The following is a 16598-nucleotide window of genomic DNA, read 5'->3' on the forward strand; positions in this document are numbered from 1 at the left end:
GCGTTCTCTTGATTCACCAGGGGAGCCAACCTATCGGCGGCGTCAACTGAAATTCGGTTGTGGTTCATGCGCTGGTCGGGGAGTGTGGGCTTGCCGGTAATTGGTCCGGACCAATCTTGGGGGTAGTTGAGCCGAGGGAGTGGTCTGGTGCGGGTCGTAGTGGTGGGTGGCGGAGTGCTGGGGACGTTTCACGCCTGGGAGGGGGTGAGGCGTGGGTACGACGTCGTGCAGCTCGAGCGTGAGCGGGAGGGGCGCGGCGCCAGTGTCCGGAACTTCGGGCTGGTCTGGGTGAGTGGACGGGCTGCCGGCGTCGAGCTCGAGACGGCGCTGCTGGCGCGGGACCTGTGGGAGAAGGTTCCGGGCATCGGCTTCCGGCCGGCGGGTTCGTTGACGGTCTGCCGGACTGAGCGCGAGCTGGCCGTGGCCAAGGAGGCCACGAGCAAGGACGGCGCGGGCGGGCGTGGATTCCAGTTGCTCGACGCTGAGCAGACGCGCCTTCGCAATCCGGCACTCAAGGGTGACCTGCTTGGCGCGCTCTGGTGTGGGCGCGACGCGATCGTCGAGCCGCGCAAGGTGCTCCCCGAACTGCGGGCCGAATTGGAGAAGTCCGGTCGCTACCAGTTCGTCCCCGGTCGAGAGGTCCGCGAGGTCGCCACCGGCGAGGTCAGGGACGACCACGGTGAGGTCCACGCGGCCGACGAGATCTTCCTCTGCACCGGCGCTTCGCACGGCGGCTTGATTCGGGAGCTGGCAGGCGAGTTGCCGGTCCGCAGGGTCCGGCTGCAGATGATGCAGACCGCTCCGCTGGACGAGCAACTCACGACGGCCGTGGCCGACGCGGACAGCTTCCGCTACTACCCGGCGTACCAGGGTCCGGCCCTCGACGTGCTCAACCAGGTGCCTCAGGCAACTGTTGCCGCAGACAACGCGATGCAGCTGCTCATGGTCCAGCGCGCGGATGGCGGGCTGACGATCGGTGACACCCACGAGTACGCCGAGCCGTTCGGCTTCGACGTGCAGAGCGATCCCTACGACTACTTGAAGACCACGGTCGAGAGCCTGCTCGGCCGCGAGCTGCCACCCGTCGTACGCCGATGGGCGGGCGTCTACTCGCAGTCGACCGAAGGTGAAGTCGTCGTACGGCGAACTGTCGGCCAAGGCGTCACCGTCGTCACCGGTCCGGGTGGTCGCGGCATGACCATGGCGCCCGCGATCGCCGAAACCAGCTACCTGGAGGCGGGACTGTGATCCAGCTGGTCGTACTCGACATGGCCGGTACGACGGTCGCCGACGACGGTCTGGTCGAGCAAGCCTTCACCCGGGCGATCGGTGCCCAGGGCATCGAGCCCGGCAGCCCGCAGTACGACGAGATGGTGCGCTACGTCCGGGCCACGATGGGCGAGTCGAAGATCACCGTCTTCCGCCACCTGCTCGGCAACGACGAAGCGGCTGCCCAGCAAGCGAACAAGGCCTTCGAGACCGCGTACGGAACGCTGGTCGACGAAGGTCGCAGTGCGCCGATCGACGGTGCCGAGGACACGATCCGCGAACTGCAGAGCCGCGGGATCAAGGTCTGCCTGACCACCGGGTTCTCGGAGACGACGCAGCAACGGATTCTGGCCGCCCTCGGCTGGCGGAACCTCGCCGATCTCACCCTCTGCCCAGCGCAGGCGGGCCGCGGCCGGCCGTACCCGGACCTGGTCCTTAGGGCCCTGCTCGAATTGAAAGCCGACGCCGTGACCTCCGTGGCCGTGGCAGGCGACACCGCGTACGACATGACCACGGGGATCCGGGCCGGCGCCGGGATCGTCGCCGGAGTCCTTACCGGTGCCCATGGCAACGATCAGCTCGTCGCCGCGGGTGCCACGCACATCCTCGAGTCGGTCCGGGACCTGCCCGGTCTACTCCACCACTAACCACACGGAGTTCTGATGTTCCGCTCGCGTGCTCTCACCGGTCTGCTCGCCGGTGCCCTGCTCACCTCGCTGGTCGCTTGTGGCGGTACCGGCGCGGCCTCGACCAACGACGGCGGTGGCAAGACTGTCACCGTCTACAGTGCTGACGGTCTGGCCGACTGGTACAAGACCAGGTTCGACGCCTTCACCCAGCAGACCGGGATCAAGGTCCAGCTGGTCGAGGCCGGCTCGGGTGAGGTCGTCTCCCGGTTGCAGAAGGAGAAGTCGAACCCGCAGGCCGATGTCGTCATCACCCTGCCGCCGTTCATCCAGAAGGCGTCGGCGGACAAGTTGCTGCAGGCCTACGCGGTGCCGGGCAGCGACCAGGTGAAGGGCCCGAAGGCGGCCGACTACGTGGCGGTGATCGACAACTACCTGAGCTTCATCGTCAACACCTCCAAGACCGCGCCGCCGAAGACGTTCGACGATCTGCTGGACGGCCGCTTCAAGGGCAAGCTCCAGTACTCGACACCTGGCCAGGCAGGTGACGGTACTGCGGTACTCCTGCTCCTGCAGCATCTTCTGGGCAAGCAGGGCGCACTCGACTACCTCAAGAAGCTCGAGGCGAACAACGTCGGCCCGTCGGCCTCCACCGGCAAGCTGCAGCCGAAGGTGAGCAAGGGCGAGATCTGGGTCGCGAACGGCGATGTGCAGATGAACCTGACCTCGATCGCGAACGACAAGTCGGCCTTCGCGCTGTTCTTCCCAGCCGCGGCGGACGGCAAGCGCAGTACGGTCGCGCTGCCGTACGTGATGGGGCTGGGCGCGGGGGCGCCGAACAAGGACGGCGGGGAGAAGCTGATGACGTATCTGCTCTCGCCCGAGGCGCAGCAGACCGCCTCCGGTGACGCCTTCGGGTTGCCCGCCCGGTCGGATGTGAAACCGGCCGACGCGAACTTCCAGTCGGTGCAGAAGGCAACGACCGGGGTGGAGATCTGGCAGCCGGACTGGAACGCGGTGCTCGCCGATCTCGACGCGGATGTTGCCGCGTACAACAAGGCCGTTCAGGGATGACTGTCCGGCTTGAGGATGTGACCGTCCGGTTCGGCCAGACGGTCGCGCTGGAAGGGCTTGACCTCACGGTCGCGGCGGGCGAGACGGTGGCGTTGCTCGGGCCATCGGGCTCGGGCAAGTCCACGGCACTCAAGGCGATCGCGGGGTTCGTCCGGCCTAGTCGCGGCCGGATTTGGCTGGCTGGCGCGGACGTCACCGACGTACCGCCGGCCAGGCGGGGGATCGGGGTGGTGGTTCAGCAGTACGCGCTGTTTCCCCATCTGCGGGTTGCCGACAATGTCGCCTTCGGTCTTCGTGCTGCTCGCAAGCCCAAGGCGGAGGTGGCCAGGCGGGTTGCCGAGGTGCTCGAGATGGTGGGGATGGCGAAGTACGCGCGCCGCTATCCGCGGGAGCTGTCCGGCGGGCAGCAGCAGCGCGTCGCGATCGCGCGGGCGCTGGCGATCCAGCCGCCGGTCCTGTTGCTGGACGAGCCGCTGGCCGCTCTCGATGCGCAGTTGAGGGCGGACATGCTCGGTGAGTTGCAGAAGCTTCGCCGCGAGGTGCCCGATGTCGCGATCGTCTACGTCACCCACGACCAGTCCGAGGCGCTCGCGCTGGCCGACCGGATCGCGGTAATGCGCGATGCTCGACTTGTCGACATAGCACCGGCCGCCGACTTGTACTCCGCTCCGCCATCCGCCTTCACCGCATCTTTTCTGGGCGGCGCGAACCTGCTGCCGGTCGAGGTGGTGGAAGGCGGTGTCCGCTTGGCGGGCCAAACGCTGGCGGGCCTCCGGCCACAGGCTGCAACTCTGCCGGGTGACGCCGGCGGGGCGAGCTACCAGGGCGCAGGCCGATCTGGTGCCGGCGGCCGAAGCGAGGCCCTCTTGCTCTGCATCCGCCCTCACGCCATCAAGCTCTCCGACCGCGTCGGCGAAGCCGACGCGGTCGGAGAGCGTGGGGAGGGTGGTGGCGCAACCGCCGGCGATAGCTGGCCGGGGGTGTTGGTGGGGGCGCAGTGGCGAGGGGCGTCTAGTCGGTTGACCTGTGTGATTGACGGGTTGCCCGCAGTGTCCGTGCAGGTGGACGTGCCGACGGGTGAATGCCTGCCTGAGGTTGGGGCGAAGGTGTCCATCGAGTTGCCGGTCGAGGCTTGCACGTTGGTTGCCGCGGAGGGGCGCTGATGGCGGTCGAAGCATTGAGCACACCGATTGCCTTAGGCAACCAAGCGCCGCCACAAAAGGTCAGTAGATCTGTCTGGCTATTGCCGCCCTTGCTGGTGCTGGCCGGACTGGTTGTCTATCCGCTCGTGCTGGTCGCGGGCGAATCGTTCACCGGTGGGTTCGCCACCTGGCGGGAGGTGATCGGCTCGGTCGAGTTCCGTGACGCGCTTGTTCGGACGATTCAGATCGCGGTGTGTTCGACGATCGGCTGCTTGCTGGTGGGGACGTTCCTCGCCGTGGTGATCAGCTTCGTGCCATTCCCGGGTGCGCGGGTGATCTCCGGGCTGGTCGACGCGATGCTGGCGTTGCCGTCGTTCCTGGTGGCATTGTCGTTCACCTTCATCTACGGAGCCGCAGGCGTCCTGGGTTCACTGGTCGGCGACAGTGGATTCCTGGCCACGCCCTGGGCCGTGATCGTTGCCGAGATCACCTTCTATACGCCGTTCGTGATGCGCCCGCTGCTCGGCGCGATGGCGCAGATCCCGCGCGTCCAGCTCGACGTCGCCGCGAGCCTCGGCGGTGGTCCCTGGCGAGTACTGCGCCAAGTCGTGCTCCCCGAGGTCAAGCCCGCACTCGCGGCCGGTGGTGGACTGACGCTGCTGCTGACCCTCAACGAGTTCGGCATCGTGCTGTTCCTCGGCGCGCGCGACACGACAACCCTCCCGATGCTCGTGCACACCAAGGGCATCGTGATGTTCGACTACCCGGCCGCCTGTGTGATCGCCGTCGTCCAGGTACTGCTGTCGATCGGCCTGTACGTCGCTTTGCGCGCGGCGCTGTCTCGGCAAGGAGGCGCTCGTGCTGCTCTGGACTAAGCCCGGCAAGATCGTCACCTGGATCGCCTTCGCGCTGGTGTTCGGCGTACTGGTGCTGGCGCCCTTCATCGTCGTCGCGGCAGCCGCCTTCGCGGGGAGCTGGAACGGAGTGTTCCCGTCGAGCCCGACCACCTCGCATCTCGCGGAGGCGTTGTCAGGCGACGAGTTGGCCTCGTTGACAGTGAGCCTGCAGACCGCGTTCCTCGGCGGACTGCTCGCCGTCGTACTCGGCACGTGGGCTGCCCTCGCTGCCCGGAATGCGCCGAAGCCGTTGGCGCGGTTTGCCGATGCGCTCCACCACCTGCCGATCGCAGTACCGTCCGTTGTCGTCGGGCTCAGCCTGCTGGTTGCCTTCTCGCGCCAACCGGTGTTGCTCAACGGCACCAAGTGGATCGTGGTGATCGCGCACCTCGTCCTGATGGTTGCCTTCAGCTACGGAACTGTTGCCGCGGCACTGCAACGGACCAATGACGCGTACGCCGAGGTCGCCGCTTCCCTTGGCGCGTCGCCGGCCCGCGTGCTCTGGCAGATCCGGCTGCCGATGTTGCGGCCGGCAATCGTCTCGGCAGCGAGCTTGTCGATCGCGCTGTCGATGGGCGAGGTCGGGGCGACGATCATGGTCTACCCGGCATCGTGGCGGACCTTGCCGGTGAGCGTGTTCGCGTTGACCGATCGGGGTCAGACGTTCACCGCGGCGGCGGAGTCGTTGGTCCTACTCGCGGTGACCGTAGTACTGGTCGTCACGCTGGATCGGTTGCGTGGCCGGTCGGTGGAGCGCTGACCAGCTCGGCCAGCCGGTCGAGCTCGAGTTCCCAGCCTTCCAGGTGACCGGTGGCGTCGTCGGGGCTGCTCAGCCCGGTATGGCTGAGCAGCATCCGGGTTCCGTCGGCGACCTCGGTCAGCTCGACCCGGACCTGCGAGGGCCCACCTTCGTGATCCCACTGCCAGGTGAACTCGAGCAGCTTGGGCGCATCGACCTCGGTGTAGCGGCCGCGAACGATGTACGGGCCCATCGTGACGACGTACTCGCCGCCGACCCGGACGTCGGCGTCGACCTGAAGGGCCAGCGCGGGGTTCGGGCAGTACCAGCGGGTCAGCAGCCCAGGCTGCGTCCACGCGTCGTACACCCGCTCGATCGTTGCCTTTAGCACCCGTTCGATCCGGATGTCAGTCGTCATTGTCACTCCCCAAGAGTTCTTCCAGCCGATCGACCGTGCTGTTCCAGTACGCCGTCAGGTCACCAAGCCAGCCCTGTACTTCGGTCAGCGCGGCGGGTTGCAACGTGCAGACGACCGTCCGCCCGAGCTTGCGCCGGCTCACCACCCCGGCGTCGACGAGCACGCCGACATGCTTGGTCATCGCGGGTGGTGTGAGGCGATGCGGCGCCGCGAGCTCACCCATCGTCGCCTCGCCCCGGCTCAACCGCTGCACGATCGCCAACCGAGTCGGATCGGCAAGCGCAGCGAAGGTCGAGGCCAGCGGCATGCCCAACACTTCACCAACCGGTGAACTATTTGTCAAGGGCATTCCAGGGCGGTCGCGTGATGCGTGGCTTGCCTGGTTAAGGCGACTGTGGATCGCGTCGCCGGGCTGCTTGAGGGTCCTAGTCGCGGCGGCGCGCGTCAAGAGCGCCTTCGGCGTCCCTTCGGGATCGAACAAGTTCGACTCTTGACACTCACCACCACGACCAGGGAAGGACGCAGCTATCCCGGAGCCGCTGGGAGGACTGGCCACAATCGGGGGGATCGGCACGCCCCGGCCGACCACCATCGGGGTACCGATTGCTAGGGCGACTCGCCTGGGTCGCCGCCCACCCGTCCCGCCGAGCAGGCCTCCAGCCGACCGACAGGCCTCCATCCTGCCGATCGGCGCCCAGTCATCCGCACCACTAGCGCCTTCTGGGGCCACTGGCGTGCTACAGCGCGCTAGCATCCCCATAAGGCGCTAGTGTCCCCCGATCAACCCGCTCCACACCGGCCAGACTGCACCGTCTCTGACGCATGCACCTGTCGCGCTAAGACGGGGATGGGGTTCCCGGACCGCCACGCACGCACCACCCCTCGCGGCTGCGGCGACACGCCGAGGTAACCGCTTGCCCGCCGATCTGGGTATGCATGGAGCTTCGTTGCCCCCAGCAACCACCCCAGATCGGGCGCAACCCGCCCCCTGACCCGCCCGCCCCCGACCAAGGCGACCAGGGACCCGACAGGCCCGACAGGCCCGACCAACATCACCCGGGGACTCGACCCACCTGACCCACGTCATCCCGCAAACTCGACCCACCTGACCAATATCCCCCGGGACCCGACCCGCCTGACCCAAGACGGCCCCAGGCTCATACCTCTCCGCGGGATCCGCGTAGCTGCGTCCTTCCCTGGTCGAGAGGGTGTGGGTCAGGAGTCGAACTTGTTCGATCCCGAAGGGACGCGAAGCGCTCTTGACGCACACCCTCTCGACTAGCACGCTCCCGCAGCGGAGACCGCGAACCACACCAGCCTTTGCCAGCACCCCGCATCCACACCGGCCTTGCCCAAGCACCCCGCATCCACACCGACTTTGCCAAGCACCCCGCGAACCACAGCGGCCCTAGGTCCCCGACTCCCGCTTCAACGTGTCCGGATCAAGGTGCCCATGGTTGGTCAAGGCCTAGAGAAGTTGGTTGAGGAGGTCTGCGGCTCGGGTGGCGCCGTCCGTGGCCACTGGGTGGTAGTCGACTGGTTGGGTGAGGCGTTTGGCGATTGTCTCGGCTAGGACGTGTGGGTCGGAGGCTTCCAAGTAGGTGAGGTGGTGGCCGGCGTTGTAGCGGTCGAGGCGGGTGCGGACGTGGTACTCCTGCTCGAAGTGGTGCTGGAGCGGGATGTAGATGAACGGCACGCGTTGTGCTGTGAGTTCCATGCACGTGGTCAGGCCGCCTTGGGTGATAGCTAGGTCGGCAACCGCCAGGTGCTGGGGGAGATCCGGCAGGTAGCCGCGGACGGTGACACCTTCGGTGGCGGGCAGCGTGCTTGGGTCGAGCCGCGGCCCGGTCACGAACACGAACTCCAGCCCGGGCACGAGCCGGCGAGCCAGCGGTACCGCGTCCAGCACCCGGCTCAGCAGGGCGGAGCCGACGCCGGAGCCGCCGACAGTCACCACGCACAACAACCGATCGCTGCGATAGCCAAGTCGCTCCCGAGACTCCCCAGCAGGCGGGAAGCCCGTTATGTAGCCGGTGAAGGTGTAGTTGGCCGTAGTCCAGTCGCGGATCGACGGAAGGCCGGGCCCGAAGGTCGCAGTGATGATGTCTTCGGGGTCGCCGACGAAGAGGGAGTGGTCACGCAGCCGGGGATAGCGCGCCCGGTGATCCAGCATCTCCGCGTTGTAGTCGGCCGTCAGGTGGGCTTCCGCGGCTCCGCCGTCGGGCATCGGGAGCCAGCCGACGAAGTCGGTGAGCCAGGCGTAGGAGAAGCGTTTGAGCTCCGGGTTCTCGTGCAGGAAGTAGTCCACCTCCCAGGCCTCGTCGCCGATCACCAGGTCGTAGTGCCGGTCGTCCACCACGTCGGCGAAGGTGAGGAAGTTCGCGACCAGGATCTCGTCCATCCGGCGGATCGCCTGGAACGCGTGCAGATCATGCTCCTCGGCCTCGAACTCCACATGCGCCGACTCGCTGATCAACCAGGACGACGCCGGATGCACCGTCTCCCCGGCGTCCTCCAGCACCCGCGTGACGGGGTGCTGCGCGAGCCAGTCGAGCTGCAGGTCCGGCCGGCGCCGGCGCAGTTCCTGGGCGATCGCGAGATCCCGCCGCGCGTGCCCGAGGCCGATCGGCGACGACAGGTAGAGGGCCCGCCGCGGCCGGTTCATCGCCCGCGTCCACGTGCGCCGTACCGGCTGTGGCGCTACGCGATCCACGAAGTCCTTGAGCAGCCGGTTGAACACCACTGGATCGCGCGCGTGCGGAGCGTGGCCGCCGCCCGCGATCGTGACCAGCGAACCACCAGTCAGCTCAGCGAGCCGAACCCCTTCGGCATAAGGCCGGATGGCGTCCTCTTCGCCCTGCACCACCAGCACCGGACACGTCACGTCGGGCGCACCCGGCGTACGGTCCTGTCGGGCTTCCTCGGTGTCCACCAGCACGTCGGGCGTGGTCTGCAGGCCCCACCGGATGCCGTCCTCGATCTGCTTGGTGGAGTGCGGCTCGCGGAACAGTTGCCCGAAGAAGTACCGGACGAAGTCCTCATAGCCACCGTTCAGCCAGTAGTGGCGGTTGTACTTCGCCCAGCCCTCGTTGCTTTCGTGCTGCTCGTTCCAGTTCCAGCGGGCGCGTTCCTCCAAGCTCGGCACGAGCCCTGCGGCAACACCCACGCAAGCCACCCCGAGTACTCGGTCAGGCTGCGCTGCCGCGAGCTGCAGGGCCCATGGGCACCCCCGCGAGAACCCGACGAGCACGCACTGCTGAACCCCAGCAGCATCCAGTACTGCGAGCGTGTCCGCCACGTACTCGCTATCCGCGTACGCCGCAGCCCCGGCCGGCCTGCTGGAAGCACCAGCGCCCCTGCCGTCGAAGGTGATCACCCGGAAGTGTCTGGCCAGGTAGGGCACCTGCGCTTTCCACACCCGCGACGGCACGATCGACCAGGTCGGCAGCAGGACGACCGTGGGCCCGCCGTTCCCCCTCTCGGCGGCGGGCCCGTCCCACACCTGGTACGCGATCGCCACTCCGTCCCGCTCGACCGTCCCCTGGTGGTCGGCCGGTAGAGCCGCTCGCTCCTTCATCTCGCCCCCTCAGCCACTACAGCCCTTATTTCGGCACTGTCTCAGGGCCGGACCTCGAAGACCAGGTTGAACGGGGTCTCGGCCGCAGTACGGAAGCGGGTGAAGCCGGCGGCCGTGGTGACGTCCCGGATCCGGGCCGGGCCGGCTTGCGTGCCCAGTGCGAGCCCGACGTCCTGGGACAGCGAGGCCGGCGTACAGAGCAGGGTGGAGAAGCCGTAGTACGCGCGACCGACCGGGTTGAGGTTGTCCTCGACACGGTCGCCGGCCATCGGCTCCACGACCATCCAGGTGCCGTCGGACGCCAGCGACTCACGTACCCGTTTGGCAGCGCCGACCGGGTCGCCCATGTCGTGCAGCGCGTCGAACGTGGTCACCAGGTCGTAGCCGCTCCCGCTGTACTGCGTTGCTGCCGCTACCTCGAATGTCACGCGATCCGCGACCCCCGCCTCAGCCGCGCGCAGCCGGGCTACCTCGATCGACTCCGGGTGGTAGTCCGAGCCGGTGAAGGTGGAGCGCGGGTACGCCTGTGCCATCAGGACTGTCGAGGCGCCGTGCCCGCAGCCGATGTCGGCCACCTTGGCGCCGGTCTCCAGCTTCTGCACCACGTCGTCGAGGGCGGGGAGCCAGCTGGTCACCAGGTTCGCGTTGTAGCCGGGGCGGAAGAAGCGCTCGCAGCCCAGGTGGACGTCGGAGCTGTGCTCGTGCCAGCCGATCCCGGCGCCGCTCCGGGCCGCCTCGATGGTCTGGGTGGTGTGCTGCACGGTGCCGAGAGCGATCTGGAAGAAGCCGGGCAGGAACGCCGGGCTGCTCTCGTCGGTGAGTGCTACTGCCTGCTCTGGTGGCAGCAGGTACTTGCCGGTGGCGGGGTCGTACTCGACGAAGCCGCCGGCCGCTTGGGCGTTGAGCCATTCGCGCGTGTAGTGCTCGCTGGTGCTCGTGCGGTCCGCTAGCTCGGCCGGTGTGGTCGCGCCCCCGTCGGCGAGTGCGCGGTAGTAGCCGAGGCGGTCGCCCATCACTACCAGCGCGGCGTTGAGTGTGGCGCCCACCTCGCCGACTGCCTGGCCGACGAAGGCCATCAGCTTGTCCATGTCGATCGCAACTGTGGTCATCTCAGTTCCCTCCCTGGATCTGTACGGCGAACGTAGGCGCGGGCTCCCCCCGCTCGCATCAGGTGACCTACCTAGTCAGTCGGTGATGTACTGCCGACATGCTGATCGGGCGGGAAGCCGAGCGGCGGGCGATCGAACGGCTGGTCGCGGGGGCGCGGGTGGGATCCAGCGGGGTACTCCTGATCACCGGGGAACCGGGAATCGGGAAGACAGCTCTCGTGAACGAGACGGCGGCACTCGCCGCGGATCTGCGCGTTCTGCGCGCCCGCGGCACCGAAGCCGAACGCGAGATCCCTTTCGGCGGCCTGCTGCAACTCCTCCGGCCCGCGCTCGGAGAGTTAGACCGCATCCCGGCACCCCAACGTGAGGCCCTTGCTGCAGCCCTCGCCCTCAGTACGGCCGGTTCCAGTCCGCAGGAGCGGTTCGTGGTGGGGGCTGCGACTTTGAGCCTGGTTTGCCGGTACGCCGAGGGCGCGCCGGTGGCGATGCTGGTGGATGACGCGCAGCTGCTCGATCTGCCGTCGGCGGAGGCGTTGTTGTTTGCGGCTCGGCGGTTGCTGGCTGATCCGATCCTGTTGGTGATCACCGCTCGGGCCGGTGAACCGCATCCACTCGCGGAGGCGGATCTGCCGCAGCTTCAGCTCGGCGGACTCGGCTTGGTGGCGGCTCGGGAGTTGGTGGGTGGGTTGCCGGTCGACCTGGTCGCGAGTCTGCACCGAACGGTCGCGGGCAACCCGCTAGCCCTGCTGGAGCTCGCAAGGGATCCCGAGCAGCTGCAACGCGTTCCGCCCGGCGTACCGGTTCCTGTGCCGGCTCTGCTCGCGAGTGCCTTTGCAGCAAGGGCAAACAAGCTCAGTGCGGCCGCACAGACCGCACTGCTGGTCGCCTCGGTGGATGACGGTGAGCTGAGAGTAGTAGCCCGTGCATGCGCCGACCTTGGCGTCGACGTCGCAGTACTCGCCGAGGGAGAGCAGGCATCGTTGGTGATGCTCAGAGACGGCCGGGTCGAGTTCAGGCATCCACTGGTCCGGTCAGCCATCTACGCGAACGCAGAGCCCGCTCACCGTCGTGCTGTGCACCTAGCGGTCGCCAACGCAGTACAGGACGACGACCGACGCGCCTGGCACCTCTCGGAGACAGTGCTCGGCAGCGACGACGCAGTAGCCGCCGCCTTGGAACTAGCGGGCAACCACGCCGTCGACCGAGGAGCACACGCAGTCGCAGCAACCGCCTTCGAGCGAGCCGCCCGCCTCACCGGTACTACGGGCGCTCGCGCGCTGCGGCTGCTCGCTGCCGGTCAGGCAGCTTGGTTCGCTGGACTGCCCGAGCGAGCAGACGGCCTACTCGATGACGCGCTGGCCCTCGACCCACCGCCGCGAGTCCGTACCCAAGCAGACGAGCTACGCGGCGACATCGCCCTGAAGTGCGGTTCGCCGGCCAGAGCCCGCGACATCCTCGTCGCCGCGGCAGCCGCCACCACCGATCCCGAAGCCGCAGTAGGCCTACTCGCAGACCTGGTGAACGCCTGCTTCCGGCTAGGCGACGCGACGACAGCCTTGAGAGCCTCAGACGACCTGGACAAGCTGCTGGAGGAGGTCGAGCGCCCAGGGATCCGCGTCATCGGTCTGCTGGCCAGCGGCGTCGCCAAGGTGCTTGCTGGGCGCGGTGGCACCGAGGAGATCCGGCAAGCCATCGAGCTGGCACCGTCGGTCGCCCTCGACCGCGACCGGCGCAGGCAGGTCTGGATGATGCTTGCACCGATGTTCCTGCGCGAGACCGGCACGGGTCGGGCATTGATCGAAGCGGCGATGCGGGAACGCCGGGACCAGGTCGCGGTCGGAGTACTGCCGGCTGTCCTGTTCCAGCTGGCCCGCGACGACGCCACCACCGACCGCTGGGCGGATGCGGCCGCGTCCTACGACGAAGGCGTCCGGTTGAGCAGGGAGACCGGCCAGACCACGGAACTCGCCATCAACCTCGCCGGGCTGGCGTGGTTGTCGGCGCACCAAGGGCGTGAGGCGGAGTGCCGTGCGCAGGCTGCCGAGGCGATGGAGATCTGCGAGGAGCGGCAGATTCACCAGGGCCTGGCCTGGTCGCTGTTCGCGCTAGGAGACCTTGAGCTAGGCAAGGGGAACCCGCAGGGCGCGCTGCCGCAGTACGAGCGGCTGGCGGAGGTACTGACGTCGCTTGGCGTGCTTGACCCAGACCTGTCGCCAGTACCGGAGCTTGTCGAGGTCTACCTGCGACTGGGGAGAGTCGAGGACGCGACAGCGGCGGCGCGGGCGTTCGCAGTACGGGCTGGTGAGAAGGGGCAGCCGTGGGCGCAGGCGAGGGCAGCCAGGGCGCTGGGACTGGTCGAGGAGGATGACCAGCGGTTCGTGGAGGCGCTGGAGTGGCATGCGCGGACACTGGACGTCTTCGAGACCGCACGGACTCGCCTGGTCTACGGAGCCTGGTTGCGGCGAGCAAGACGACGAGTGGATGCACGCGAGCAGTTGCGAGCCGCAGTAGCCGCCTTTGACCAGCTAGGCGCGCCGGGCTGGGCGGACCAGGCTGCTGCCGAACTGAAGGCGACAGGGGAGACCGCACGCCGCCGAGAGCCCAGTACTGCGGACGATCTGACCCCGCAGGAGCGGCAGATCGCTCTGCTACTCGCTGACGGTCAGAGCACTCGCAGTGTTGCGGCCCGACTGTTCCTGAGCCCCAAGACGGTCGAGTACCACATCCGCAACGTCTACACGAAGCTAGGCATTCACTCTCGGGCAGAGCTGGCCGCAGTACTCCAGGAGAGTGGTCCAGACCGCACGTAGGCTGACAAACGTGACTTCTCGGCACCCTGCGGATGAATTCCTGGTTCGGCCCCGCCTGAGCGCCGTTCGCCGATTCGGTTCGCCTTGACACCCGATGGCATGCTGGGCTGCGATGAACGAGTTGATGGAAGCCGCACGGCATATCCTCGGGATCGCCATGGCTTCCCAGTGGCTGATCCTGGTGCTCTTCCTGGCTGCCACGATCGACGCCGTCTTCCCGGTCATTCCGAGTGAGGGCCTGGTCGTCACCGCGGGGATGGCGGCCGCGGCCGGCCACCAGAACCTGCTGCTGGTGATCGTGGCCGCGATGACCGGCTCCATCATCGGCGAGTCCGTCTGCTACCTGCTCGGCCGCGGATCCGGTCCGGCACTGCATCGCTGGATGCGCCGCCGGGACGCCCGGCAGCGAATGTTCGAGAAGGTCTCGCACGCGCTGCATTCGCGCGGCGGGCTGATTCTGATGACGGTCCGCTACATCCCGGGCGCGCGGATGGTCGCGACGCTGACCGCGGGCGCGACGGCGTACTCGTTCCGCAAGTTCATCTTGTTCACCGCCGCCGGCGTCACGGTCGCTTACACCTATGTCGCGCTGCTGGGCTATCTGGGCGGCGACGCGTTCGCGCACGACTCGCTCAAGGCGCTGGCCTTCAGCCTGAGCCTGGCCTTCACCATCGGTCTCGTGATCGAGACGTCCCGCCGGATCGCGGTCCGGCGCCGAGCGGCCAAGGTCGCAGCCGGATAGCGATCACCCGTGAAAGAGTCGAGATCCCGTCCGAACACGTGAGATCGGACGGGACCCCGTCACCTTCCGGTCCGGTCGTCAGTGGCCGGCCGTCATGAGCTTTGTTGGCTCCGTGTCGCCAGTCGGCTCGGGCTGGCCGGAGTTGCGGTTCAGTAGCAGGAGCAGCGCGGTGGCGAGGCCGACCAGAGCGAAGATCGCGGTGGCCAGGAACCCGGCCTGGAACCCGTCGTTCAGCCCCTCGGCGCTCGTTCCTGTCGTGTACGCGAAGGCGACCGACGAGGCGATCGCGATGCCGAGTGCGGCCCCGATCTGGAAGACCGCGTTGTTGATGCCCGAGACGAGCCCGGACTCCTCGGGTTTCGCGCCGGTCAGCGATGCGATGGAGGCCGCGACGTTGGTGCTGCCGATGCCGGAGCCGAAGATGACCAGGCCGAAGAACAGGTCGCTCCAGTATCCGCCGTTCGGGTCGATCTGGGTCAGCAGCAGCAGACCACCGGACAGGAGCGCCATGCCGACGATCGCGATCGGCTTGTAGCCGATCTTGGCGACCAGCCGGGCGCTGACGTTCGCGCCGATGATCGACATGACGGCGTAGACCGCGGTGCTGAGTCCGAACTTGACGGCGCTGTAGCCGAGGACCTGCTGGGCGTAGAGCGAGGTGATGAGCGCTCCGCCGTACACGGCCATCGCGACGATGATCATCAGGATGTTGCCGCCGACCACGGTGGGTGAGCGGAAGATCCGCAGCGGGACCAGCGGGGCCTGCGACTTGGACTCGATGACGGTGAAGACGACGAGCAGTACCGCGGCGGCGACCAGCATCCAGATCGTCTGACCGCTGCTCCAGCCGACGAGCGGGGCCTCGGAGACCGCGTATACCAGCAGTGCGATCGCGGCCGTGATGGTCACGGCGCCGGCCGGGTCGAAGCGACGGCGACCTGGACGGACCGGCGTCTCCTTCAGCAGACGCGGGCCGAAGATCAGCACCGCGGCGACCACCGGGACGTTGATGTAGAAGATCCATTCCCAGCCCAGACCATCGGTGATCGGACCACCAATGAGCAGCGCCGCGGTGGCACCGAACGCGCCGATACCGGTCCAGATGCCCAGCGCCTTGTTGCGCTCGGGACCCTCGGCGAAGGTGTGCATGAGCACGGCCATGGCGGTCGGCGTCATGACGGCGGCGGCCAGGCCCTGGATGACACGGGCCGTGATCAGCACCTCGTCGGTCCAGGCCAGGCCGCAGAGCACCGAGGCGACACCGAACAGGGCGGTGCCGAGCAGGAACATCCTGCGCCCGCCGAGCAGGTCCGCGGTGCGCCCGCCGAACATCAGCAGTCCGCCGAAGCTCAGCAGGTAGGCGCTCATCACCCACTGGACGCCGCCGGGGCCGAAGTCGAGCTCCTGTTCGATCGAGGGCAGCGCCAGCATGACGATCTGTGAGTCGACGATGACCATGAAGAACGACGCCACCAGCAGGGTGAGCGCCAGCCATCTGTGTCGGTCGGGGACCGGTTCCTGACTTCTTCGTTTCTTGGTGCGTTCTTGATACATGGGAGTTCTTGTTGCCTTTCTTGGAGATTTCGTGGGTTTTCCGGCACCCAGCCGTGCTTCAGGGCAGCGCGAAGCTGCCCCTCGGCAGCCTTTGCTTGGATGGCGCGGCGGCGTTTCGCCTGGGTGAGCTGTCCTTTAGTGCGGAGGGGCCAATCTCGCGGTCAGACACATGCGGTCCAGCGCGTTCGCGACGGAGACCGCCATGATCAGGTTCGCGAGGTTGTAGGGGCCGAGCAGGTTCTCCGCCTGGCCGTACACATCGTCGGGTACGCCCTCTGGCCCGAGCCTGGTCATCACCTCGGTGAGTGCCAGGGCTGCCCGCTCCGACTCGGTGAACCGCCGCGAGTCGCGCCAGCCCGCCAGCTCGTTGAGCCGCTCCTGCTTCTCACTCAGGTGCAGCGCCTCCCTGGAGCGCTGGGCCAGGAAGTACGCGCAACCGTTGAGCTGAGCCACCCGGATCCGCGCCAGTTCTCGCAACCGGTCGTCGGTCACGCTTTCCCGCCGGAGGACGTCCTCCAGCTCGGACATCAGGCTGACGGCGCGTGGCGACACGGCCGCCAGGTCGATCCGCTGCCTGATCATCGTCTACCCTCTCGTTCGTCGTTCGCCCGCAGAACAGTGTGAATCGGACAGCTGACCACG

Annotated in this window: 14 protein-coding genes; 8 read left to right on the forward strand and 6 right to left on the reverse strand. The window is 67.7% G+C overall.

Translation table 11 applies throughout. The annotated features are described in order from the left end of the window. Positions 1–147 precede the first annotated feature (147 nt). From A3ES_RS0104490 to A3ES_RS0104515, 6 genes are read left to right on the forward strand one after another with little or no spacing between them, the layout of a single operon-like run. On the forward strand, positions 148–1248 hold the full coding sequence (locus A3ES_RS0104490) for a TIGR03364 family FAD-dependent oxidoreductase (RefSeq protein WP_026162544.1): 1101 nt from the start codon (positions 148–150) through the stop codon (positions 1246–1248). Beyond that, on the forward strand, positions 1245–1916 hold the full coding sequence (locus A3ES_RS0104495; protein WP_020385586.1) for a phosphonatase-like hydrolase: 672 nt from the start codon (positions 1245–1247) through the stop codon (positions 1914–1916). Before A3ES_RS0104490 ends, A3ES_RS0104495 begins: the two co-directional genes overlap by 4 nt. A gap of 15 nt (positions 1917–1931) precedes the next feature. Beyond that, positions 1932–2969: a 2-aminoethylphosphonate ABC transporter substrate-binding protein gene (locus tag A3ES_RS0104500; RefSeq protein ID WP_020385587.1), complete on the forward strand. Its 1038-nt coding sequence runs from the start codon at positions 1932–1934 to the stop codon at positions 2967–2969. Beyond that, positions 2966–4132 carry an ABC transporter ATP-binding protein gene (locus A3ES_RS46240; RefSeq protein ID WP_020385588.1) on the forward strand — a complete coding sequence of 389 codons (1167 nt, stop codon included), beginning with the start codon at positions 2966–2968 and terminating at the stop codon, positions 4130–4132. The genes A3ES_RS0104500 and A3ES_RS46240 overlap by 4 nt, the downstream gene beginning before the upstream one ends. After that, positions 4132–4986, forward strand: a complete 855-nt coding sequence (locus A3ES_RS0104510; protein ID WP_026162545.1) for a 2-aminoethylphosphonate ABC transporter permease subunit — start codon at positions 4132–4134, stop codon at positions 4984–4986. The genes A3ES_RS46240 and A3ES_RS0104510 overlap by 1 nt, the downstream gene beginning before the upstream one ends. Further along, complete coding sequence (locus A3ES_RS0104515; protein ID WP_020385590.1) at positions 4970–5767, forward strand: ABC transporter permease; 798 nt, start codon at positions 4970–4972, stop codon at positions 5765–5767. Before A3ES_RS0104510 ends, A3ES_RS0104515 begins: the two co-directional genes overlap by 17 nt. On the opposite strand, the gene A3ES_RS0104520 is transcribed toward A3ES_RS0104515, so the two are convergent. The 4 genes from A3ES_RS0104520 to A3ES_RS0104535 form a co-directional block, all read right to left on the reverse strand. Then, a complete protein-coding gene (locus A3ES_RS0104520; RefSeq protein ID WP_020385591.1) occupies positions 5727–6164 on the reverse strand; it encodes an SRPBCC family protein in 438 nt (145 codons plus the stop codon). The genes A3ES_RS0104515 and A3ES_RS0104520 overlap by 41 nt on opposite strands. Beyond that, positions 6154–6471: an ArsR/SmtB family transcription factor gene (locus tag A3ES_RS0104525; protein ID WP_020385592.1), complete on the reverse strand. Its 318-nt coding sequence runs from the start codon at positions 6469–6471 to the stop codon at positions 6154–6156. The genes A3ES_RS0104520 and A3ES_RS0104525 overlap by 11 nt, the downstream gene beginning before the upstream one ends. A 1161-nt stretch (positions 6472–7632) precedes the next feature. Further along, positions 7633–9741 carry an alpha/beta hydrolase gene (locus A3ES_RS0104530; RefSeq protein ID WP_020385593.1) on the reverse strand — a complete coding sequence of 703 codons (2109 nt, stop codon included), beginning with the start codon at positions 9739–9741 and terminating at the stop codon, positions 7633–7635. Positions 9742–9782: 41 nt separating this feature from the next. Continuing rightward, on the reverse strand, positions 9783–10850 hold the full coding sequence (locus A3ES_RS0104535; protein WP_020385594.1) for a class I SAM-dependent methyltransferase: 1068 nt from the start codon (positions 10848–10850) through the stop codon (positions 9783–9785). Positions 10851–10948: 98 nt separating this feature from the next. Here A3ES_RS0104535 and A3ES_RS0104540 point away from each other — a divergent pair, with 98 nt between their 5' ends. Together A3ES_RS0104540 and A3ES_RS0104545 are read left to right on the forward strand one after the other, a co-directional pair. Then, on the forward strand, positions 10949–13660 hold the full coding sequence (locus A3ES_RS0104540; RefSeq protein ID WP_020385595.1) for a helix-turn-helix transcriptional regulator: 2712 nt from the start codon (positions 10949–10951) through the stop codon (positions 13658–13660). A 112-nt stretch (positions 13661–13772) separates the two neighbouring features. Next, positions 13773–14402, forward strand: a complete 630-nt coding sequence (locus A3ES_RS0104545) for a DedA family protein (RefSeq protein WP_020385596.1) — start codon at positions 13773–13775, stop codon at positions 14400–14402. 78 nt (positions 14403–14480) lie between these two features. Here the strand turns inward: A3ES_RS0104545 and A3ES_RS0104550 are convergent, their stop codons facing one another. Beyond that, positions 14481–15956 carry an MFS transporter gene (locus A3ES_RS0104550; RefSeq protein WP_020385597.1) on the reverse strand — a complete coding sequence of 492 codons (1476 nt, stop codon included), beginning with the start codon at positions 15954–15956 and terminating at the stop codon, positions 14481–14483. A gap of 135 nt (positions 15957–16091) precedes the next feature. Next, positions 16092–16538 (reverse strand): carboxymuconolactone decarboxylase family protein, encoded by a 447-nt coding sequence (locus A3ES_RS0104555; RefSeq protein WP_020385598.1) that lies wholly within the window; start codon positions 16536–16538, stop codon positions 16092–16094. Positions 16539–16598 lie beyond the last annotated feature (60 nt).

The organism is Kribbella catacumbae DSM 19601, from assembly GCF_000372465.1.
Classification (GTDB): Bacteria; Actinomycetota; Actinomycetes; order Propionibacteriales; family Kribbellaceae; genus Kribbella; species Kribbella catacumbae.